Here is a 22,769-nt window from a genome sequence, read left to right as displayed (position 1 = left end):
ACACATGACTCAAGCCGTACACCCTTCCACCAACGATTCGCCGCAGCATCTTGCCGAATTGCTGCAGCGCCATGCCTTTGCCGAGGCGGCGGCGCTCGCAGCGCGGTTGTGTGAGCAAGCTCCCGACAATGCCGAGTTAGCCCGCCTGCACAGCATTGCGCTGCTCCGGCTCGGGCGCCGCGCCGATGCGCTGAGCGCCCTGCATCGCGCGGCCGAACTGGCGCCGGACCATATTGAAGTGCAATGCAATCTGGCCAGCACGCAACTGGAAGAAGGCGACACCGAGGCCGCCATCGAACGCCTGCGCGCCGCCTTGCGCCGCACCCCCGGCCATCCCGCGATCCTGCTCGGGCTGGGTAACGCCTTGATGACCAGCGCGCGCTATACCCAGGCACGCGAGGCCTATGCCATGGCTACCCACGGCGCACCGGAGCATCCCGGCCTGCGCTTGAATCTTGCCGCGGCCGAATTGGAGCTGGGCAACCTTGCCCAGGCCGCGACCCATGTCGACGAAGCCCTGAGCCTGGCGCCCGAGCTGGACTCCGCCCATGAGTTGCACGGCCATGTCCTTCAGGCCCAGGGGCGCACGCATGACGCCGCCCAAGCTTATCTACGAGCCGAGCAACTGGCGCCGGAACGCCCACAGCACCCGTTATGGGCTGGCTTGATGTTGGACGAGTCCGGCCAACTGGCGCTGGCGGCCGAAGCCTATGCCCGCGCACTGCGCCGGGACCCGACCTCGGGCCCGGCCCTGAGTCAGTTGGTCTTCGCCAAGCGGCGTTTGTGCGACTGGCATGAACTCGATGCGTTGAGCGCACAATTGCACCGCGCGGTGATCGAGGAACGCCCCGGCATCATGCCGTTTCCTTTTCTTGCCGAAGAGGCCAGTGCCGCACTGCAGCATCGCTGCGCGGCTACCTTTGCCGCCGGCATCGAAGCGCAAATGGCGCCGCTGCGGCAGCAGCTCGACTTCAGCTATCCCGCCGGAAAAGCCGATGCGCCATGGCGCGTGGGCTTCGTTTCCAATGGCTTTGGCGAGCATTCCACCGGTCGATTGGTCGTCGCTTTGTTTGAAGCCTTGCAGGGTACCGGCCTGGACTTGCACCTGTTCGCCACGACAACGGCCGACAACGGCTCGATTTATCGCCGGCTGCAAGCGGTTGCCACGATGCACGACGTCGTCAACCTCGGCCCGGCACGAACCGCCACGCGCATCCGCCAGACCGGCGTCGAAATTCTTATCGACCTGCGCGGCTACGGCAGCGGCTCCCATATCGATCTATTCGAGCTACGGCCTGCTCCGATACAAGTGAACTGGCTCACCTGCCCCGGCACCTCCGGCGCGCCCTGGATGGACTACTTGCTGACCGACGCGGTGGCACTACCCGCCCCATTGCGCGAGCACTTCAGCGAAAAGCTGATTCGTCTGCCCCGTTGCTTTATCCCTTACGACAGCGCCACCGACAAAAAAACAATCGACGAAGGCATGCTCGAACTCGAGCCCGCACCTACGCGTAGCGATTGCGGGCTGCCCACCCACGGCACGGTGTTCGCCAGCTTCAACAACAGCTACAAAATCAACCCGGCGACCTTCAGCCATTTCATGGCGATTCTGCGGCGAGTACCCGATAGCGTGCTGTGGCTGCATGCCGGCCCCGACGCCGCCAACCAGCGCCTGCGCACGGCGGCGATCACCCATGGCGTCATGCCGGATCGCCTGATCTTTCTGCCGCAACTGTTTCATGCGCAATACCTGGCTCGTCTCGCACATGTCGATCTGTTCCTCGACACCCTGCCCTATAACGCGCAAGCCAGCGCCATTGACGCGTTATGGTCCGGCTGCCCGGTGCTGACCTGCCCTGGCCCCACCCTGGTCGGCCGCGTCGGCGCCAGCCTGCTGCACCATGTAGGCCTGCCCGAACTGATCGTCGAGGGCGAACAAGCCTTTATCGAGATGGCCATACGCCTGGGCAGCGATCGCGAAGCGCTTAACGTGCTGCGGCGGCACTTATTGCAGCAGCGCTCGCGCAATCCGCTTTTCGACATGCAAGGCTTCGCCACCGATTTTCGTCGTGCGATACAGGCCATGGGCGCGCGCCATCGTATCGGCCGACCACCCGCCGATCTGGATTTATAAGCGCCTGTTTACGATCTCTGGGTAGCCCGCGTTAAAGTCATAAACAGGCTCTAAGGAGTTTCACGCATGAGCAAGCAAGACAAGCACTACCGCAAAACCATGGACGCGCTGCAGCTTGAGCTTGCCGGCCTGCATCATGGCTTGCGCCGCAGTGGCAAACGATTGGTGGTGATTTTCGAGGGTCGCGATGCGGCCGGCAAAGGCGGCACCATCAAGCGCATCACCGAGAGCATGGATACGCGCGGCTATCGCATTGCGGCACTGGGCAAGCCCGATGAAACCGAAGCGACGCAATGGTATTTCCAGCGCTATGTCGCGCATCTTCCCGCCGCTGGCGAACTGGTGCTGTTCGATCGTAGCTGGTACAACCGCGCCGTGGTCGAGCCGGCAATGCATTTTTGTAGCAAGGATCAGTACGAAGCGTTCCTCGATGCCGTGCCCGCCTTCGAAAAATTGCTCACCGACGACGGCATCATCCTGATTAAATACTGGCTGGCGGTCGATCAAAAAGAGCAAGAGCAACGTTTTGCCGAGCGCGCCGAAAATCCACTGAAACACTGGAAGCTCTCGCCGGTCGATCTTGCCTCGCGCGAAAAGTACGCCGAGTTCGGCAAGCTGCGCGACGTCATGATCGAGCGCACCCATCGCAACCATGCACCGTGGTTCGTGGTGGATTTCAACGACCAGAAGCGCGGCCGCGTCAATCTCATCAAGCACCTGCTGCAACAAGTCCCACGCCACAACGCCGAGACGCCGCCCATCAAGCTGGCCAAGCTCAAGGGCAAACCGAAACGCGAGGGCGTCACCGCCAAGGCCATGTGGGTACCCGATACCTACGCCGACTGACCTCTCGGCGAGATCTCATTCGCGCCAGGCCCTGACTCGCTGATCGCCCGCGCCGCGGGCCGATGTGTTCGCATCTGCCGACCGCTACCCAGCCCTGCCCGGTCGACCCGATTCGGAATTTATTGCGAATCATTATCAATTGCTTTACCTTTCCGACCGTAGCAAGGCTCCCCGCCGGCTTTTCGCCTTGAGGTGCGGTAGCAGCCCAGCCAACCAGATCCACACCACGCCGCTACATACCGGCGGCTTGGGCGTGCCCGCTTTTTGGATCCCCCTGTAAGGAAGAAACACCCTAATGTCCTCACAAACTGCTTATGTCACCTCGCACCCAGGCACACCTAAGCGCCTGCTGATGTCAGCGCTGGGCCTGGCCTTGCTGCCAGCCGCGGCCCAAGCAGGCAACGCCACGGCCGATACTGCCAACCAAGGCGACGACCAGACTCCCAAAACGACCCGGCTGGAAAGCGTCAAGGTGCAGGCGACCACGGTCAATTCGACCTCGCCCAAGTTCACCGCATCGTTACTCGATACCCCGCGCGCGGTTACCGTGATTCCGCAGTCGATCCTGCAGGAAACCGGGGCGATCTCGCTCACCGATGCACTGCGCACCGTGCCGGGCATAACCTTCGGTGCCGGTGAAGGCGGCAACCCAAACGGCGACCGCCCCTTCATCCGCGGCTTCGACTCGCAGAGTTCGATCTTTATCGATGGCGTGCGCAGCTCAGGCTCGCAGTCGCGCGAAATTTTCGACATCGAGCAGGTCGAGGTCATCAAAGGCCCCAGCTCGGCCTATACCGGCCGCGGCTCGGTTGGCGGCAGCATCAACCTGCTCACCAAAGCACCCAAGACGGAAAACTCCCTCAACGGCAGCCTCGGGCTAGGCACGGCCGACTACCAGCGCGCCACCGTCGACTGGAACCAGCTAATCGGCAGTGATTCGGCTTTTCGGCTGAATGTGCTGGGCCACCGCAACGACATCGCCGATCGCGGCGGCCCGGATGCTCGCCGCTGGGGCATTGCGCCATCGATCACGTTTGGCCTGCACGCCGACACCAGCGTCACGCTCAGCTATTACCACTTGCAGAGTAACGAGCAGCCCGATAGCGGCATCCCCTACGGCAACCCCAATAACTACCCGCAGGGCAGCGGCAAGCCGATCCATGTACCGCACGACACTTATTACGGTCTCTATGCGCGCGACTTCCAGAAACAGCGCAACGATGTCGGCACGATCCTGGTCAAGCACAGCTTCGGTAAAAGCTGGCTGCTGCGTAACACCACCGTATACGGTCGCTCCACCAACGATTACATCTGGACCCAGCCGGACGATAGCCAGGGCAATTTCATCGTCAACGGCGGCGTTTGGCGGCGCAACAACAATCGCGTCAGCAACACCACCAACCTCACCAATCAAACCGACCTGACTGGCGAGTTCCAGACCGGCTCGATCAAGCATTCGCTGGCCACCGGCATCGAGGTCTCCAACGAAAAGACCAACCGCGACAGTTATCGCGTCGGCAACTTCAATGCGGCAGGGCGGCCGTTGCCTGGCGAAACCGGCAGCATCGTCAATGGTGCGTGCACGCTGGGCACCGGCGCCAGCTCTGGATATTGGTGCGCACCGGTTATCAATCCCAATCCGAACGATCCGTGGAACGGCCCGGTGGTGCGCGCGCTCAACTACACCCGTATCACCACCGACACCCGCTCAGCGTGGGCATTCGACACGATGGAGTTCAACGAGCAGTGGTCGCTGAACCTCGGCGCTCGTTTCGACAGCTTCCAGACCAAGTCGCGTGCCTCCACCGGTGTCATCAAGAACGACTCCAACTTCTGGAGCTATCAAGGTGGCCTGGTCTACAAACCGACCAGCAACGGCAGCATCTACCTCTCCTATGGCACCTCCGCCAACCCGCCTGGCGTGGATGCGGGCGATGGCGCCGACGGCCTTGCCGTGACCAATAATGATCTGAAACCGGAAAACAGCCGCAATATCGAGCTGGGCTCGAAATGGGACCTCTTCGACAAGCATCTTTCGCTCACAGCCGCCGTCTTCCGCACCGAAAAAACCAATGCCCGCGTCAATACGGGCGGCCGTGGCAGCCCGCAGATCAATGCCGGCAAGCAACGTGTGGACGGTGTCGAGCTAGGTCTCAGCGGCGACATCACCGAGCGCTGGAACGTGTTCGGCGGTTACACCTATCTCAAGAGCAAGCTACTCAAACCGGCGCCCGGCGATCTCGCCAGCAAGGACAATCAATTCCCCAACACACCGGAGAACAGCTTCACGTTGTGGACCAGCTACGCGATCACCCCGCAGTTCACCATTGGCGGCGGCGCGTACGCCATGAGCAAGGTCTACGGCAACACGCAAAACACTAAGTGGGTACCGGGCTACACCCGCTTCGACGCCATGGCCTCGTATGTCGTCAATCGCAACTTGACTCTGCAATTGAACGTGCAAAACCTCACTAACAAGTATTACTTCGACAAAGCGTATGCCGCGCACTACGCCTCGGTAGCTGCAGGTCGCTCGGCCATCCTCAACTTCAACTACGCCTTTTAAAGCTGCTGGTTTTAAAACTGCGGGTTCTAAATCACACTGCGCAACAAACCTCGCCCGTGCACTTCACGGGCGGGGTTTGTGCTTTGTACGCCACGCCATCGAGCACGGAGTCACCCGATGCTGCTGCATATCACTAATGTCCTGAGTGCCGAGTCGCTTGCGTATTTCCACGAACGACTGACCGCAGCGCCCTGGGCCGATGGCCGCACGACGGCCGGCTACCAGTCGGCCCAGAGCAAAGACAACCACCAATTGCCGGAAAGCGATCCGCTCGCACGCGAACTGGGCGCCTTGGTGCTGGAAGCGCTAGGTCGCAATCCGACCTTTTTTGCCGGCGCCCTGCCACGGCATATCTATCCGCCCTTGTTCAATCGCTATGCCGGTGGCCAACAGTTCGACTTTCATATCGACAACGCCATCCGCTACGACCGTTCGCGTGAGCCGGCCCTGCCCATCCGCACCGACCTCTCGGCCACCCTGTTTCTCAGCGACCCCGAGGATTACGACGGCGGCGAATTGGTGATCGAGGACAGCTTTGGCACGCATGCAGTCAAACTGCCGGCCGGCGATCTGGTGCTGTATCCCGGCAGCAGCTTGCACAAGGTGCTGCCGGTGACGCGCGGAGCGCGCGTAGCATCGTTCTTCTGGATGCAAAGCCTGGTCCGCGACGAGGCGCAGCGGCGTATTTTGTTCGACCTGGATGTAGCCATCCAAACACTCACCCAGCAAGCGGCCAGCGATCGGCCCACCTTGCTCTCCCTCACCGGTGTGTATCACAACCTGCTGCGGCAATGGAGCGAAGCCTGATGCCGGCGGCAAATCCCGAGTCGGCGTCGACTTCGCCCACTCTCGATATCGATGCGCTCAACCGCTTATTGCATGAGCAGCCCGACGCTGCCGCAAAGCTATTACAACGTGCCGCACATGCGGGCCATGCCCCAGCGCAAACCTGGCTGGCCCAGCTCTATCTAGACGGCACCGGCGTCAACGCCGATGCGGGCGAGGCCCTGTATTGGTTTCAACGCGCCGCGCATGCCGACGTGCCGATGGCCATGAACATGCTTGGCCGCTGCCATGAGAATGGTTGGGGTACCCGGGTGGACTACCCATTGGCCGCCGTGTGGTATCGCCGCGCCGCGTCACATGACCTGGATTGGGCCATTTACAACCTGGCGCAGATGTACGCCAACGGCCGCGGCATGCCACAAGATCGTGCCGAGGCCCTGCGCTGGTTTGCGCGTGCCGCCGCACTGGGCCATGCACGCGCGATGCATTTTCTTGGACAGTTCTACGAATACGGCTGGGAGGTCGAGGCCGACCAGGCACACGCCTTCACGCTCTATCGTCGCTCTGCCGAAGGCGGCGACTATCGCGGCTTGTGTAGTTGGGCATCCGTATTGGCCGGTGATGGTCGTGTAAATGAAGCCCGTGCGCTGATTGAACGCGCCATCCCATTATCCCCATCGCATTATCTCGACTCGCTGGTGCAGCAACTACGCAGCTCGGCGCATACCGAGCTGCGCGCACTAGGCGAACAGATCGTCGCAGGCTCAGAGCCTGATCCCGATCGCTGAGAACCCGATACACCCGGCCTACCCCACTCATCATCGAGTCTACGGTCACAACGGTTCCCTGCGGGCGCGCATGAGCGGATAATTGACGACCCTTGCAACTATCGGCGTGATGATGTTCGTACCTGGTCAACGTTGGATTTCCACCGCCGAGCCTGAGCTTGGCCTAGGCACCGTGCTGCGCGTCGAAGGACGTGGCGTACAAGTGCTATTCGCCAAAGCCGGGGTATTGCGCCCTTACGCAATCGACTCCGCACCGCTGGTTCGGGCGGAGTTTCGCGCTGGACAACGCATCGCCGGCAAAGGCATCGCCTTTCTGGTCGAGCGGGTGGAGATCAAGGAAGACTTGCTGATCTACCGTGGCGAAGGCCGCGAGTTGCACGAGGGCCAGCTCGACGACGAACAAAGCGTAAGCCAGGCCGACGACCGCCTGATCGGCGGGCGTACCGACCCGGTAGCCCAGTTCGAGCTGCGCATCGAAGGTCTCAAGCGCCGCGCCGAAGTTCGCCGCTCACCGGCCTGGGGCCTTGGCTCCGCACGCATCGGGCTGGTGCCGCATCAACTGCGTGTCGCCGGCATCGCCGCCGCGCGACGCCCGCCACGCATTCTGCTGGCCGACGAAGTAGGCCTGGGCAAGACCATCGAGGCCGGCATGATTCTGGCCCGCCAGCTTGCTACCGGCCGTGCCGAGCGCGTGCTGTTGCTGCTGCCCGACACGTTGATTTATCAGTGGTTCGTCGAGCTGTTTCGCCGCTTCAACCTCAGCTTCGCCATCTATGACGAAGAGCGCTGCGAAGCATTGGAGCAATCGGACGAGCACAGCAATCCGTTTGAAGACGAGCAATTGGTGATCGCCGATTTCAGTTTTCTCGAATCCGAGCCCAAGCGCGCCGCGCAATTGCTGGACACACACTGGGATCTGCTCGTGGTGGACGAGGCGCATCACCTGGCCTGGACGCCCGAGGCAGCCAGCCCGCGCTATACCCTGGTGGAAAAGCTCGCCGCCGCCACGCCTGGCGTGATCCTGCTCACCGCAACGCCGGAACAGCTTGGCCGCAGCGGCCACTTCGCCCGCCTGCGCCTGCTCGACCCGCAGCGCTATCACGACCTGGATACGTATCTGGCCGAATCCGATTCGTTTCAGCGCCTGTCGCAGATCGCCGACAAGCTGCTCGACGGTGAAGCGCTGGACGACACCCAGCACGCCACCTTGCGCGACGCATTCCATGGTGACGAGGCGCTGACCGCACTTCTGGCCAACACCACCAAGCCGGACAACGCACGCGAAATTCTCGCCGCGCTGATCGACCGCCATGGCACCGGCCGCTCGATGTTCCGCAACCGCCGCGCCGGCATCGGCGGTTTCCCCAAACGCGTACCGGTGTGGCACACGCTCGATGCCGACGAGCTCAACGAAGACACCCGCCAGGCGTTACTGACCGAGTTTCACGCCGACATCCAGCAGCAGCCCGCCTTCGAGCCGGACTACAGCGACGATCCGCGCATCGAGACCCTGGTCGACCTGCTCGACGCCCACCCGCAAGATAAATTCCTGCTGATCTGCCGCAGCCAGGCCAAGGTTCTGGCCCTGGAAGAAGCACTGCGCACCAAGAGCGGCGTCGGCGTGGCACGCTTTCACGAAGGCCTCGGCATCGTGCAGCGCGACCGCAACGCCGCTTACTTCGCCCAACCCGACGGTGCACGGCTGCTGCTGTGTTCGGAAATCGGCTCCGAAGGCCGCAATTTCCAATTCGCGCACCGGCTGATTCTATGGGACCTCCCGCTGGACCCGGACCTGCTCGAACAGCGCATCGGCCGTCTGGACCGTATCGGCCAGAAACACGACATCAGCATCCATATCCTTAGCGTCACCGACAGCGCGCAGCACGTGCTGGCACGCTGGTACGACCAGGGCGTCGACGCCTTCCGCAGCAGCCCCGCCGATGGCCGCGAGCTACTGCGCCGCTACGGCGAGCCGCTGGCCCGGCTGGCCGCCGAACACGCACGCGGCGACGACAACCGCGACCAGGAGCTCGACGTGCTGCTGGTCGAAACCCGCGACAGCCACGAAGAAATGGCCGCACTGATTCACGCCGGCCGCGATCACCTGCTGGAGCTGGCCGCCAGCCGCGACCTGCATGCCGACGAGCTGCAACAAGCCTTCAGCCGCGAAGATCATGACCCCGGCCGCGATGCCTTCGTACAACGCCTGCTGGAGCAATTCGGCATCCACGCCGAAGAACTCGGCAGCCAGATACTGCTGCTCGACCCGCAATACCTCTCCACCGATGCCCTGCCCGGCTTCGCCGAAGGCCCGCAATCGGTGACCTTCTCGCGCGAGGTGGCCCTGGCTCGCGAGGAATTGCCGCTGCTTCGCTTCGACCACCCGCTTGTCGCCGGTGCGCTGGACCTGGCCTTGAGCAGCGAACAAGGCAACGCCGCCTTCATGGTGGACGATATGCTGCCGCCACGCAGCGCGCTGCTGCAGGCGGTCTACCTGCTCGAATGCGTGGCCGACCGCAAACTCGATGCGGAACGCTTCCTGCCGACCTTGCCGGTCGTCGTCACCATCGACACCAAACTCACCGAGCGGGTCGATTTCCAACCCAGCGATATCGCCCTGCGCAAGGCCGCCGATCGCAATATCGAAGTGCCGCGCTACCGCAAATTTCTCGCCAAACTGGTACCGCCGATGCTGGATAAGGCCGAAGCCGCCGCCAGCCTGCGCGCGCAAACCAGCATTGCCGATGCGGTCACCCTGGCCACCGACACGCTCGACGCAGAGCTGTCGCGCCTGCTTGCCTTGCGCGCGGTGAATCCGTCGATCAGCGACATGGAAATCACCGCCGTCACCGAAGAACGCGCGGCGCTTCTTGCTGCCTTGCCTCAATCGCGCTTGCGCCTGGACTCGGTACGTTTTGTTGCCAGCACGGACTTCCTCGCGCTACGGTAACCGCGGCCCAAGATGCAAATCGCGCGTGTCGAACAACGGCACGCGCGATCTGCCACCGGCCGGCAAAGCTTCATCGATACGGACTTCAGGACGGAGCAAGCAGCATGCGCACCATCGGCGTCATCGGCGGCATGAGCTGGGAATCCTCGCTGGTGTATTACCAGCTCATCAATCGCGGCATCCGCGACCGGCTTGGCCCGCTGTATTCGGCACGGCTGTTGCTGGACAGTCTCGATTTTTCGGAAATTGCCACCCTGCAACGAACCGGTGAATGGCCGCAGGCCGGCGAGCTGCTGGCCGCCTCCGCATGCCGTCTTCAAGCCGGTGGCGCAGACTGCATCGTGCTCGCCACCAACACCATGCATAAAGTCGCAGACGCCATCACGGCCGCTACCTCGTTGCCGTTTCTGCATATCGCCGATGCGGTTGGCGCAGCGATTGCAGAGGCCGGCATGAATCGCGTGCTGCTGTTGGGCACCGCTTTCACCATGGAGCAGGATTTCTATCGCAAACGACTAGAAAGCCGCTTCAACATCCATTGCCTGACCCCTTCGGCCGAACGACGCCCGCAGGTGCATCGCATCATCTATGACGAGCTGTGCGCAGGCATCGTTAACGAGACCTCGCGTACCACGTTGCAAGAGACGATCGCCGAGGGCGTGGCCCAAGGCGCCACCGGGGTAATCCTCGGCTGCACCGAGCTGATGCTGCTCATCCATGCGGATAATTGCCCGGTTCCGTTATTCGATACCACCGCCTTGCATGCAACGATGGCGGTGGATTTTGCCCTGGCGGATCAACGATCTTGAGCTAGGCCAACGCCGCCATCCGCCGCTCAATGCCAAACACCCGATAAGTCACCGTCAGCACGACCACCCACGCCGCACCCACGTACAAAGCCACGCGCGTGTCCGGGCCGTAGCCGAGCATGAACACCACAAAGGCAAAGAACGCCAGGCAAATCACGCTGCTCAACGGCCATGCGCGCAGCGGAAATGCACTCGTTGTATGGGGTCGCAACTGACGAAAGCGAAAGTGCGCGATCAACACCATCGACCATGTCCACACCGTGTTGAAGGCGAGAATGGACATCATGATCTTGAAGATGCGCTCCGGCACCAGATAGTTCAGCACCACGCCGAAGATCAAACAGACCAGCGTCACCAGCACGCCAAAGATCGGCACGCCATTCGCACTTAACCTGCCCAAGACCGATGGCGCCTGCTGCTTGGTCGCCAGGCTGTAAAGCATACGGCTACCGCTGAAGGTGGTGCTGTTGAAGCCCGACAATGCGGCCGTGATAACCACAAAATTAATGATGCCCGCAGCCTGCTGGATGCCGAGCTTGGCAAAGGTCACCACGAACGGGCTGCCCTGTGTACCCAATTGGTTCCAGGGGTACAGCGCCATAATGACGAACAGCGCACCCACATAGAAAATCAGGATGCGCCACAGCACCGAGTTAACCGCGCGCGGAATCGTGCGCTGCGGGTCGGTCGCTTCGCTCGCCGCCATACCTATCGTTTCGATACCGCCGAAAGCAAACACCACCACCGGCAGCGCCATCACCATGCCGGTGATGCCGTTAGGAAACCAGCCACCGTGCTGCCATAGATTGCCCAGGCCGATCGGCCGGCCGCCATTGCCCCAGCCAAGCCAGATCATCGTGCCGCCGCCGAGAATCATCAGCACCACTGTCACTACTTTGATGAGGGTGAACCAGAACTCCATCTCGCCGTAGACCTTGACCGCCATCAGGTTGAGTCCGCCGATCATCAGCACACTGCCGAACACCCAGATCCACTGCGGCAGATCGGGAAACCACGGCTTCATATAGATGCCTACCGCCGTACTCTCGGTAATGCCCACACCCACCATCAGCAGCCAGTAATTCCAACCCGTCAGGTAACCGGCAAATGGCCCCAGATACTTATGCGCATAAGTACTGAACGAACCCGCCACCGGGTCTTCCACCGCCATTTCGCCCAGCGCACGCAGAATGATGAAAATCATCACCCCACCGATCAGATAAGCGAACAGCACCGACGGCCCGGCCAACTTGATGGCATCGGCCGAACCGAGAAACAAACCGGCGCCAATGGCCATGCCCAGCGCCATAAACGTGATATGGCGCGAGCGAAGCCCGCGCTGTAGATGTTGAGTCATGAGGTCAGCCGAAAGATAAGAGAGTTCAACGCAACAGGCGGCGCTGGGGCTTGATCGGAAACTTGCCGCGCCAGTACTCGATCAGCACATAGCCGCCGAGCATGCCGCCTAGATGAGCAAAGTGGGCTACGCCAGCCTGCGTCCCGGTAACCCCCATCACCAGCTCGGCTACCGCGTAGCCGGTGACGAACAACCAGGCCGGCATGGGAATCGGCAGAAAGATCAGCATCATTTTTTCGTGCGGATACATCATGCCGAACGCCAACAACACACCAAAGATCGCACCAGACGCACCCAGCGTGGGGTAAAAGCCGTGGGTGAAATATTCCACCACCACCAACTGCGCCAAAGCCGCCACGACCAGGCACACAAAGTAATAAATGGTGAAATTACGCGCGCCGAAGGTGCGCTCAATCTGCCCGCCGAACATATACAGCGCCAGCATATTGAACAGAATATGCATGATATCGCCATGCATAAACGCATAGCTCACCACCTGCCATGGCCGGAAACCCAACGAAATAATCGCACCACCGCTTGCCTGAAACACTTGATCCGCCCCCCACGGCCATAGGGCGAAGTAGACCAGCATGGTCTCGCCCATGAGCTTCTGCAGCAAATAGACGGCGATGTTGGCAATCAGCAGATTACGGGTCACCGGCGGCAAATCAAAAGGCATAACGCTATCCAGGCAAAACAATCCGCCAAGGGTAGCCGCTGGCCACTCTTGCCGCCACGGATGCGTTGGCTTGGGGGTTCTGGGGGCTATACAAGCCTTGAGATTGATGCCCTACCGCAAGATCACACCCCCTCCCAGCCTCCCCCTGCACGCAGGGGGAGGGGCAAAAGCGGCGTAGCGGCGGCTTTTGACGTTGCCGTTGCTCTTGACCTTGGGGCCCCTGTGCGTCGGTGAGGGTCGGACGATCAGGCCCGCAGGGGCATCGACATGGATGTCGATGCCTTTTCGCCAGGGCAGGAAGCCCTGTCGAAAAGCCCGGCCGACCCTCACAAGCCCGTAGGGCGACGCACCGGGGTGCTCTTTCTTTTGGTTACTTTTCTTTGAGCAAGCAAAGAAAAGTGACTCGGCCTCCGGCAGGAGGTCGAAAGCCCGCCGCAGGCGAACCAGCTCGCCAAAACCCCACCGCCTCCGCGCGAGCAACCACACCCCCAACCCATCATCACTTGACAACCAACTTGTGCAATGCGCAAATAGCCGCCCATACCGCCATCCATCCAAGCGGTATTCGAATACCAACGGAACCAAGCAAGTCGTGAACATCCTGGGTACTAGCACCGACATCCACACCACCCATCGCCCCATGGCGATGTGTTGCTGTTGTTGATCGTCACCACCCGCTAACCCCCGCAGGACCGGCCCGACAAGGCCGCTCGCATCTCGCCAGAGACGCACCTCACCAGGATATTCACGATGCTACGCATCTCTTCTTTTCATTCCGGCCGCCACCAACCCCGCGCCTGCGCGGAGTGTTGTTGTCGCTGCTGTCGAATGTGCCGTATCGGCTGACCCCACAGCCTTGATCGCGCCTGGCGCGCATCGCCCCTGACGCCGGTTTCGGCGTATTTCACTTAAACAGCTCCCCCGCTGTCCCCAACGCATACCTGCTCCTGGCTAACGCCGGGACGGCATGCGCTTACAGGAATCTTGTACTCATGCTTAAACCAAGCCTGCTCCCCTTCGCCATTGCGGCCGTGCTTGCCGCATCGGCACTGCACGCCGAAGACGACAACGTGGGCAAAACCACGCAACTCCAGGCCGTCACCGTTACCGGCTCCAATATCAAGACGACTGATTTGGAAGGCCCCAGCCCAGTGCAGGTCATCACGGCAGACCAGATCAAGGTCAGCGGCAAAACGACGTTGCCCGATTTTCTGCGCTCGATTTCGGCCAATACCGGCAATAGCGTCAACGAACAGCTCACCGGAAGTTTTTCGGCCGGCACGGCCGGCGTGTCGTTGCGTGGACTTGGTCAGAAAAACACGCTGGTTCTGCTCGATGGCAAGCGTGTAGCCAACTACGCCACCGCCTACGAATTGCAAGACACCTTCGTCGATCTTAATTCGCTGCCGCTCGCCGCGGTGGAGCGCATCGAGGTGTTGAAGGACGGAGCCTCGGCGGTCTACGGCTCCGATGCTATTGCGGGTGTGGTCAACATCATCCTCAAGCAGAACTATCAAGGTGCCGAAGCCGGCGCCAGCTATGGCGGAAGCACCGAAGGCACCGGCCAGACCGAAAACAATTTTCATCTGTTGCTGGGTCACGGCGACATAAAGAAAGACGGCTATAACGTGTTCTTTGCCGTTGACGGTACCCGCCGCAGCCAACTGCAGCAGAGCGATGTGAGCTGGTTGCGCGACAACGATTTTCGCGACAAGCCTGGCGGCCGTCTGAACTGGACTCCGACCAATTACTACAACAACGATCCGACCCAGGGTTTTGCCAACGCGGTCGGCCCGGTGCAACGAGTGCCCTATGGCGCGATTACCCCAGGCAAGGGCGGCGAGGTATGGGCTTATAACCCCGCGCCATACACCTCGCTGATCCCCGGCGTCGAGCGTTATCACGCGGTACTGCGCGCCACCGTAAAACTCACCGACGATATCCAGGCCTACGGCGAAGCGATCTACAGCCGCAGCCACGCCGCCTTCGTATTCTCCGCACCGCTGTCGATCGGCAGTGGCTTGCGCGCGTGGGACAACACCAACCAGCGCCTGGTCAATATCGACACCACGCTACCGGTCGGCAACCCGGCCAACCCGAACAACGTGCCTACTCCGGTCAACACCAATCTCTGGGACGTGGGTCAGCGCAACAAATATGACCGCACCATCTTCACGCGCTTCCTGGGCGGCGTGAAGGGTCACACCGGCGCATGGGACTGGGATGTTTCGGCAGGCCATTCGGAGAGCCGTCTGAAGGAGTACGTCACCAACTTCGGTAACCGTTACGCCTTCCAGTCGCTGCTCGCCAATGGCGGCTATAACCTCGCCAGCACCGGCAACCCGACCTCGGCGGTGGATGCGCTGCGGCTATTCACGACACGCCCCGCGGTATCGCGGCTGACCACGGTCGATGCCACCGCCAGCACGCAGCTTTTCGACTTGCCGGCCGGTACGGTCGGCTTTGCCGGCGGTTACCAGTTTCGCAACGAGTCGATCAACTCACGCACCTCTTCGGCCGTGTTGTCGGGCAGTGAGCTACGTCCGGCCATCGACATCATTCGCGGCTCGCGCAACGTCAATGCCGCTTATGCCGAATTCAACGTGCCGATCCTCAGCACCCTCGAAGCGAATGTCGCCGGCCGACTGGATCATTACAGCGATTTCGGCAACGCCTTCGCACCGAAGTTCAGCCTGCGCTACCAGCCGCTGGACTGGCTCTTGCTGCGCGGCTCGTATTCGCGCGGCTTTCGCGCACCGTCGCTGCCGGAGATCACCCACAGCACGGCCGTCAGTTATGGCTCGGTGGTCGACCCCTACGACCCGGTTACGCCCGGCCAGCGCCGCGGCTATACCAACGTCTATGCGGCCAATCCGAATCTGCGGCCGGAGCGTTCGCGCAACTACAACCTGGGTTTTGTACTGTCACCCGGTGCCGACACCAGCATCGGCGTGGACTACTACCACATCGTGCAGAACGGCATCATCGGGCCGGACGATGTAAGCGCCCTGGTACAGCGCAAAGATCCGCGCGTGATCCGCGACGCGCAAGGCCGCATCACCATCATCACCAACCAATACAAAAACCAGCAAAGCCTCAGCACCGACGGCGTCGACATCGACTTCAAACAGGCGCTGCACACGCAGAACTATGGCGAGTTCACGCTCAACAGCACATGGACCCGCCTGCTCAAGTACAGCCAACCGCTGGTGGCTGGCGATGCCGCAGTCAACGGTGCCGGCACCAATATCTTCGGCTCTCTACCGAAGTGGCGTGGCACGACCGGGCTGGGTTGGGCTGCCGGAGATTTCACCAGCACGCTGACCTGGTACTACGTGGGCGGCTATCAACAAAACCCGGCGAATCGGCTTACCTCGGCTTACCCAGCGCGGGTGAAGAACTGGAGCACGTTCGATGTCTCGGTCGCCTATACCGGCATCGCCCACACCACGCTGACGCTGGCCGTGCAAAACCTGCAAAACCGCCGTCCACCGTGGGATCCGTCCAACACCTACTACGACAGCACCCAGGCCGATCCTCGCGGCCGCTTCGTCAATGTCGGCGTGAATTACACCTTCTAGACGCACCACCCCGAGAAGATCCTGAACCCATGACGCGGGCTAACCACCCGCATCATCCCCACACGATCCAGAGTCCCCACCCATGAATCCACGACCCGCATCGCGCACAGTGACACTGCTTCACTCCGCGCTATGGCTTGCCCTGTTTGTAGCTGCTCCGCTCGCTCATGCCGCCAACGAATCCGCCTCGCCACAAGATGCGGACACGTCCGGCACGGATAGTAAAAAGCAGACCAAAACACTTGAACAAATCACCGTCACCGGTTCGCGCATTCCACGCGCGGATGTAGAAGGCCCCTCCCCCGTCGTCACCATCAGCTCCAAAGATCTCGATGCCAAAGGCTTTCGCAGTGTGTTCGATGCGCTGAACTCGCTGACCCAAAACACCGGCATGGCGCAGGGCGAGGATTTCGGCAACACCTTTACCCCGGCAGCGAACACCATCAACCTGCGCGGGCTCGGCCCCAACCACACTTTGGTGTTGATTAACGGACGACGCGTCGCGGATTACCCGGTCGCCTATGACGGCTCGGTCAACTTCGTCAATCTATCGAATATTCCATCGGCGATGATCGATCGCATCGAGATACTCAATGGCGGCGCATCGGCGATTTACGGCTCCGATGCCATCGCCGGCGTGGTCAATATCATCCTCAAGCAAAAAGCCAGCGGCCTGGATGTGAATCTACGCGTAGGCGGCACCAAAGGCGGTGGCGGCTCCAATCAACGCCTGCAGATAACCGGCGGGCATAGCTGGGGCAAGCTCGATGCGGTCTATGGCGTCGAGGTGACTCACCGCGAACCGATCTGGGGCACCGACCGCAGCTTTATGGATTCGCTGACCCGCGACCCCAGCGGCAAACCATCCCAGCCGACCGCCGTGTTCTATCGGCGCAATATGAATAGCGGCAAATACGTCGATCCCGGCAGCGCCACTTGCGCCGCAGTAGGCGGCCTCTACGACAACAGCGTGAGCCGCGCGAACAACCCGCGCTACGGCTATTACTGCGGTAGCGACCGCGCAGCGCCCACGTTCTGGACCGTGCAAACCCGGCAACGCAATGTCAACGCGTATACCAGCCTGCACTATCACCTCAGCGACGACACCGAACTGTTCGGCGATGCCTTGTTCGGCGTGGACAAGATCAGCAATACCACGCGCGCACCGAGCTGGACTTCGCTGGCTGCGAACAACAGTTACTTCCTCAATGCCAACACCGGCAACACCGAACGCTGGTATCGGCGCTTCTCGCCCGAGGAAATCGGCGGCCGCACCCAGGCCGGCTCGCGCTTTTTCGAGCGCTCTTGGAACGCCACCCTCGGCATTCGCGGCAGCATCGGCGACGGCTGGAAATACGAGGCCGCATACAACCGTTCGGAGTACGACAACACCACGACGCGTCGTGCTTTCCTGGCCGGCCTGGACGAGTATTTCTTGGGCCCCCAGCTCGGCACCCGCAACGGCGTGCCGATATATGCACCTGATGCCGGGCGGCTTTACCAGCCACTGAACGCCGGCGCCTGGAACCAGTTGACCGATACTTATGCCAGCCACAATACCGCCTGGGTGCAAACGCTTAGCCTCAGCGTCAATCACAGCGACCTGTTCGAACTGCCGGGCGGCTCGGCGGGTTTTGCCAGCGTGTTTGAAGCAGGCAGCCAGGGTTACCGCAACACGCCCGATGCGCGGCTCGCCCAAGGCGTGTTCTGGAATAACAGCGGCAGCCAACCCTCCAGCGGCAAACGCGATCGCTACGCCGTCGGCGCCGAACTGAGTCTGCCGGTGTTGAATAAAGTCATCGCCACACTCGCCGGCCGCTATGACAGTTACAGCTATGCCGGCCGCAACGACAACAAAGCGACCTGGAGCGCCGGGCTGGAATATCGCCCGTTCGATTCATTGCTGTTGCGCGGAAATGTCGCCACTAGCTTCCGCGCGCCAGACATGAATTACATCTTTGCCAGCGCAACCAACGGCTACATCCCTGGCCTCACCGATTACTACCGTTGCCGACTGGCGGGCCAGGCCTTCGGCAACTGCGATTTCAATAACCAGAGCATCAACTACACCAGTTACGGCAGCACCAAACTGAAAGCCGAGAACGGCCGCTCCTTCAGCTACGGCATCGTGTGGTCGCCCAGCGCGCAGCTAGATTTATCGGTGGACTATTACAAGGTGCGCATCAATAACGAGGTGACCAATCTCAGCGCGGATGGCGTATTGCGCGATGAGGCTGATTGCCGCCTGGGCCAGACCCAGGGTGGCCAGGCGATCGACATTACCTCGCCGCAATGCCAGGCCACGCTGGCCCGCGTACAGCGCAACCCAGCCGGTGCGGTCGACCCATTGACGGCGACGCGCATTTTCACCAATCCGATCAATGCGGCGAGCGAGCGCACCAGCGGCATCGATGCCAGCGGCAACTATCGCTGGAATACGGCAGGCTACGGCGATTTCGCGCTACGCGTGAACTACAGCCTGGTACTGACCCACGACTACCAGCAGTTTCCGGGCGGGGTCGTGCTGAATGTGCGCGATGGTGCCGGCGAGAGCGATTCAGGCTCGACGTTCCAGTGGCGCAGCAAGCTCAACGGCAGCCTGAGCTGGCATTACCGCGATGTCACCACCACCGTATTCGGCACCCGTTACGGCAGCCTGCCCAACGCCGACCAGACGGGCCGCATCGCGCCGTACTTCCGCTACAACGCCAGCGTGGCCTACCGCATCAACGACCGCGCCAGCATCTCACTCATCGTCAACAACCTGCTCGACAAGGCACCGCCGAAAGATCGCACCGGCAGCGGCTGGCCGTTCTATCCGGTCGGCAACTACGACCCTTATGGCCGTCAATGGTGGATCGAGGCGAGCTATCACTTCGGGGCGTAATGCGAAAACTCACATGTAAAGGCCCGCCTCGTCCACGAGACGGGCCTTTACATGATTCGCAAGAACATTCGACTCACCCTATCCGCGAGCATGTCCCAACCTGCACATTTGCAGTAGACGTAGACACAGATAAAGTCGCCCCTCTATGACGTCGGGGTGTTTATGTTTCGCTTGCTGTTGACTGCTGCCGGTTGTTTTGTACTCGCTGCCTGCCAGCATCATCAGGCCGCTGCCGCCGACAGCAATCCAGCCGATACTTCGCAGGGCTTTTCGCCGGGCATCGTCGTGCCCGATCTTGCCAGGCATATCAAGGTGCTGGCCTCGGATGAGTTCGAAGGCCGCATGCCGGGCAGCAAGGGCGAGCAGCGCACGACGGACTACCTCATTCAACAGTTTCAGCGCATCGGCCTGGAGCCAGGCAATAACGGCAGTTGGTTACAAACGGTGCCGTATATTGCGACGACCCTGCAGCACGCCGAGCAAACCAAGCTCGATATCGACGGTAGCAAAACGACGTCTGCATTGAACTTCGGCAAAGACATGGTCGTCGGTTCGCCGGCACGCCAGACGCATGCACAGATCAAGGATTCGCCGCTGGTTTTCGTCGGCTATGGTGTCGACACCCCGCAAAGAAGCGACTACGCCGGACTTGACCTCAAGGGCAAGACGGTAGTGATTCTGGTCAATGACCCAGGCTGGAAGCGGCAAGACCCAATGTTATTCAAAGGCCGCGAGCTGACCTATTACGGCCACTGGACCTATAAATTCGATGAAGCCGCCCGGCATGGCGCGGCGGCCGCTTTCATCGTGCACGATACGGATGCTGCGGGTTATCCATGGAGCGTGGTGCAAACCGGCTGGCAGGGCGCACAGTTCAGCCGGCCGGCCAAGGAAGATATGACACCGTACCTGCCGATCGCCGGTTGGCTGACCAGCGATGCCGCGCAAACGCTTTTCGCTGCCGCCGGCGCAGACTTCAGTGCACTGAAGCAGCGCGCGGATCAGCCCGATTTCAAAGCCATTGAACTCGACGCCAAGGCCAATCTGGCGATTGACAGCACGATCATCCAGGGCGAGTCGCATAACGTGATCGGCAAGCTACGCGGCAGCAAGCAGCCCGACGAAGCGATTGTGTACTCCGCGCATTGGGATCACTTGGGGCGTGATGGCGATCGGATCTATCACGGCGCCGTGGAGAACGCCTCGGGCATCGCCGGTTTGCTGGAAATCGCCGAAGCCTTTACCCATCACAAGCCCAAACCTCATCGCAGCCTGCTGTTTCTGGCACTGACGCTGGAGGAATCGGGTCTGCTCGGTTCGCAGCAGTACATCGAGCAGCCGGCGATGCCGTTGGAAAAAACCATCGCCGATATCGATACTGACGCCTTGACGGTGATTGGACCCAGTCGAGACATCGCGGTGATCGGATACGGCCAATCGCAACTGGACGACTACCTCGACGAGGCGGCCGAAACACAACGACGTGAAATGGCCCCGGATGCGAAACCGGTCGCGGGCTTCTTCTCCCATTCCGAGCAATTCAATTTCGCCAAAGCAGGCGTGCCGGTGCTTTATGCACGCTCGGGCCTGGACTTGGTCAATGGCGGCATCCCCGCCGGCCGCAAGGCTTACGACGACTACATTGCCAGCCGTTACCATCAACCTAGCGATGCTTTCGACCCGAATTGGGATTTGCGCGGCATGGTGCAAGATCTGCGCGCGTTGTTCATCGTCGGCGGCAAGCTCTCGATGGAAACCACTTACCCACAATGGAAACCCGGCAGTGACTTCAAACGACCTGCTTCGACCAAGCGATAGGCGCCATTCGTCCAGCGGCTTTTTATATATCGCACTGGTCAATATCGCACTGGCCGCCAGTTTGTTCGCCAGCACAGCGTTCGCGCAGAGCGCGCCGGGCAACGCACGGTTTATCAACCCGGCCGGCCTGTCCGCGCCAACCGGTTATACCCACGTCGTCCAGGCACCGGCCGGGCGCACGCTTTATCTTTCTGGACAAATCGCGCTGGACTCACAAGGCCAGCTTGTCGGCGCCAATAATTTCAGTGCACAAGCCGAGCAAGTGTTTGCCAATTTGAAAACTGCGCTGGAAGCCGGCGGCGCCGGCTTCGACCAGGTGGTGAAACTCACCATCTATGTCACCGACATGAGCCAGTTGAAGGCATTGCGTGCAGCACGCGATAAATACATCAATGTGAAACATCCGCCTGCGAGCACCTTGGTCGAGGTGCGCAAACTCGCTCGCGATGGCTTGCTGCTGGAAATCGATGCCATAGCCGTCGTACCCGATTAAGTGCGGATCAAGCCGGGTGACGGCGTAGCTCACAACTGCGCATCAAAGCAGCATGGCCTCGCAACGCCAATTCACCCGCTTCGACCAAGGCAAGACAACGCCAGAATATAAACCCGTCGCTGGCCAATACACCCTCGATGGACCCCATCACGTCGCCAACGACTCGCGAGGCTCGCTGCCACTCAGGCAACGTGTGCTGCACGATCACCGTATCGACCATGCGATAGGCCGCGGACACTAGCTCGCCGTCTTTCCACAGCCGCATGTCGGCATTCGCCGCGATACTTTGCCGCCACTCATCGCAAAGCCGACCGAGCCGTGGCAACGCGATCGGCTCCATGCTGAAAAAGTGCGGCGCCAGCCGCTCGAGTGGATACATGGCAAGCGACGCCAGCTCGCTCTGGGGCGTACCCACCAGTTCACGGACATCCATAGCCACCTCGTGCAGGCGGTGCGGGCTACGGCGCAGATGGAATACCACTCGGCGCAACAGCAGTTGATCGGACGCACACGGGCCATGCCAGATCACCACATCGGCATCATCTCGTTGCAACACCGCCAATTTGTCGAGTACACGCTGCATTTCGATGGTGAAGTCGATGTCGCCACGCGGCGCCACCTGCTGCCAGAAGCGAGCACGGGCTTCGCAACTGTCATCGATACCGACCAAGGGCCCAATCGCGAGATCGTCGCGCAGCACGATGATCTGATCCGATCTGCCCACTTGCGCGAGTGCGTGGCGCAGGCTGCCACCGGCCGAATCGCCGCAGACCACGTGGATATAGGGCAAGAGCCTGTTCATGATCCCCCCGATGAGCCGATGCGACCTGTCGTACCGGTGCCAGCGCATTGTAGTCATGCTGTAACGCACAACGACAATCCTGCGGCAACACCTCTACTCCCCCGAGGCCACTGGATTTCCGCCTGCGTCGACCTGATGAGTTGAAGGTATCGCGAGTACTGGCCCCGCCACCGCTGTTTCGTCACCGGTAGCAACGAGCGCGACTGTGCGTAGTAGACAAGTCGATCTAGACAACCAGCACAGCCTGTCCTCTTTGCGCAGCCAGCGCGC

Annotated in this window: 14 protein-coding genes; 11 read left to right on the top strand and 3 right to left on the bottom strand. The window is 61.1% G+C overall.

What is annotated here, in order from left to right; genetic code table 11:
• The first annotated feature begins 4 nt into the window (after positions 1 to 4).
• The 7 genes from DVJ77_RS10365 to DVJ77_RS10335 all read left to right on the top strand — a co-directional run bounded on the left by DVJ77_RS10365 (position 5) and on the right by DVJ77_RS10335 (position 10,882).
• On the top strand, positions 5 to 2,137 hold the full coding sequence (locus tag DVJ77_RS10365; RefSeq protein WP_114845440.1) for an O-linked N-acetylglucosamine transferase, SPINDLY family protein: 2,133 nt from the start codon (positions 5 to 7) through the stop codon (positions 2,135 to 2,137).
• Positions 2,138 to 2,203: 66 nt separating this feature from the next.
• The gene (gene ppk2, locus DVJ77_RS10360; RefSeq protein ID WP_114845439.1) at positions 2,204 to 2,983 is read left to right on the top strand and encodes a polyphosphate kinase 2; all 780 of its coding nucleotides are present in this window, start codon (positions 2,204 to 2,206) and stop codon (positions 2,981 to 2,983) included.
• Between the two features lie 295 nt (positions 2,984 to 3,278).
• Positions 3,279 to 5,549, top strand: coding sequence for a TonB-dependent receptor (locus DVJ77_RS10355; protein ID WP_114845438.1), 2,271 nt, complete (start codon positions 3,279 to 3,281; stop codon positions 5,547 to 5,549).
• 117 nt (positions 5,550 to 5,666) lie between these two features.
• On the top strand, positions 5,667 to 6,356 hold the full coding sequence (locus DVJ77_RS10350; RefSeq protein WP_114845437.1) for a Fe2+-dependent dioxygenase: 690 nt from the start codon (positions 5,667 to 5,669) through the stop codon (positions 6,354 to 6,356).
• Entirely contained in the window at positions 6,356 to 7,123 is a 768-nt protein-coding gene (locus tag DVJ77_RS10345) for a tetratricopeptide repeat protein (protein ID WP_162791457.1), read from the top strand. Before DVJ77_RS10350 ends, DVJ77_RS10345 begins: the two co-directional genes overlap by 1 nt.
• Before the next feature lie 112 nt (positions 7,124 to 7,235).
• Entirely contained in the window at positions 7,236 to 10,073 is a 2,838-nt protein-coding gene (rapA, locus tag DVJ77_RS10340; protein WP_114845718.1) for an RNA polymerase-associated protein RapA, read from the top strand.
• A 104-nt stretch (positions 10,074 to 10,177) separates the two neighbouring features.
• Positions 10,178 to 10,882: an aspartate/glutamate racemase family protein gene (locus DVJ77_RS10335; RefSeq protein ID WP_114845435.1), complete on the top strand. Its 705-nt coding sequence runs from the start codon at positions 10,178 to 10,180 to the stop codon at positions 10,880 to 10,882.
• Position 10,883: 1 nt separating this feature from the next.
• Here the strand turns inward: DVJ77_RS10335 and DVJ77_RS10330 are convergent, their stop codons facing one another.
• The gene (locus DVJ77_RS10330; RefSeq protein ID WP_114845434.1) at positions 10,884 to 12,239 is read right to left on the bottom strand and encodes an amino acid permease; all 1,356 of its coding nucleotides are present in this window, start codon (positions 12,237 to 12,239) and stop codon (positions 10,884 to 10,886) included.
• 25 nt (positions 12,240 to 12,264) lie between these two features.
• Positions 12,265 to 12,918 carry a rhomboid family intramembrane serine protease gene (locus DVJ77_RS10325; protein ID WP_114845433.1) on the bottom strand — a complete coding sequence of 218 codons (654 nt, stop codon included), beginning with the start codon at positions 12,916 to 12,918 and terminating at the stop codon, positions 12,265 to 12,267.
• 992 nt (positions 12,919 to 13,910) lie between these two features.
• Here DVJ77_RS10325 and DVJ77_RS10315 point away from each other — a divergent pair.
• The 4 genes from DVJ77_RS10315 to DVJ77_RS10300 all read left to right on the top strand — a co-directional run bounded on the left by DVJ77_RS10315 (position 13,911) and on the right by DVJ77_RS10300 (position 21,697).
• Positions 13,911 to 16,499 (top strand): TonB-dependent receptor plug domain-containing protein, encoded by a 2,589-nt coding sequence (locus DVJ77_RS10315; RefSeq protein WP_114845431.1) that lies wholly within the window; start codon positions 13,911 to 13,913, stop codon positions 16,497 to 16,499.
• 82 nt (positions 16,500 to 16,581) lie between these two features.
• A complete protein-coding gene (locus DVJ77_RS10310; RefSeq protein WP_114845430.1) occupies positions 16,582 to 19,386 on the top strand; it encodes a TonB-dependent receptor plug domain-containing protein in 2,805 nt (934 codons plus the stop codon).
• A gap of 162 nt (positions 19,387 to 19,548) precedes the next feature.
• Entirely contained in the window at positions 19,549 to 21,204 is a 1,656-nt protein-coding gene (locus DVJ77_RS10305; protein WP_114845429.1) for a M28 family peptidase, read from the top strand.
• Complete coding sequence (locus DVJ77_RS10300) at positions 21,170 to 21,697, top strand: RidA family protein (RefSeq protein ID WP_191983692.1); 528 nt, start codon at positions 21,170 to 21,172, stop codon at positions 21,695 to 21,697. The genes DVJ77_RS10305 and DVJ77_RS10300 overlap by 35 nt, the downstream gene beginning before the upstream one ends.
• 7 nt (positions 21,698 to 21,704) lie before the next feature.
• Here the strand turns inward: DVJ77_RS10300 and DVJ77_RS10295 are convergent, their stop codons facing one another.
• The gene (locus DVJ77_RS10295; protein WP_225427937.1) at positions 21,705 to 22,499 is read right to left on the bottom strand and encodes a DUF1835 domain-containing protein; all 795 of its coding nucleotides are present in this window, start codon (positions 22,497 to 22,499) and stop codon (positions 21,705 to 21,707) included.
• Positions 22,500 to 22,769 lie beyond the last annotated feature (270 nt).

This window comes from Dyella tabacisoli (genome assembly GCF_003350925.1).
Lineage (GTDB): Bacteria > Pseudomonadota > Gammaproteobacteria > Xanthomonadales > Rhodanobacteraceae > Dyella_C > Dyella_C tabacisoli.
Note: the sequence above shows the minus strand (reverse complement) of the source record. Positions and strands in the feature narration are given on the sequence as shown.

Excerpts from the sequence above, each read along its gene's own strand:
- DVJ77_RS10365 (WP_114845440.1), top strand. The coding sequence starts at position 5 with ATGACTCAAGCCGTACACCCTTCCACCAACGATTCGCCGCAGCATCTT.
- ppk2 (WP_114845439.1), top strand. The coding sequence starts at position 2,204 with ATGAGCAAGCAAGACAAGCACTACCGCAAAACCATGGACGCGCTGCAG.
- DVJ77_RS10355 (WP_114845438.1), top strand. The coding sequence starts at position 3,279 with ATGTCCTCACAAACTGCTTATGTCACCTCGCACCCAGGCACACCTAAG.
- DVJ77_RS10350 (WP_114845437.1), top strand. The coding sequence starts at position 5,667 with ATGCTGCTGCATATCACTAATGTCCTGAGTGCCGAGTCGCTTGCGTAT.
- DVJ77_RS10345 (WP_162791457.1), top strand. The coding sequence starts at position 6,356 with ATGCCGGCGGCAAATCCCGAGTCGGCGTCGACTTCGCCCACTCTCGAT.
- rapA (WP_114845718.1), top strand. The coding sequence starts at position 7,236 with ATGTTCGTACCTGGTCAACGTTGGATTTCCACCGCCGAGCCTGAGCTT.
- DVJ77_RS10335 (WP_114845435.1), top strand. The coding sequence starts at position 10,178 with ATGCGCACCATCGGCGTCATCGGCGGCATGAGCTGGGAATCCTCGCTG.
- DVJ77_RS10330 (WP_114845434.1), bottom strand. The coding sequence starts at position 12,239 with ATGACTCAACATCTACAGCGCGGGCTTCGCTCGCGCCATATCACGTTT.
- DVJ77_RS10325 (WP_114845433.1), bottom strand. The coding sequence starts at position 12,918 with ATGCCTTTTGATTTGCCGCCGGTGACCCGTAATCTGCTGATTGCCAAC.
- DVJ77_RS10315 (WP_114845431.1), top strand. The coding sequence starts at position 13,911 with ATGCTTAAACCAAGCCTGCTCCCCTTCGCCATTGCGGCCGTGCTTGCC.
- DVJ77_RS10310 (WP_114845430.1), top strand. The coding sequence starts at position 16,582 with ATGAATCCACGACCCGCATCGCGCACAGTGACACTGCTTCACTCCGCG.
- DVJ77_RS10305 (WP_114845429.1), top strand. The coding sequence starts at position 19,549 with ATGTTTCGCTTGCTGTTGACTGCTGCCGGTTGTTTTGTACTCGCTGCC.
- DVJ77_RS10295 (WP_225427937.1), bottom strand. The coding sequence starts at position 22,499 with ATGAACAGGCTCTTGCCCTATATCCACGTGGTCTGCGGCGATTCGGCC.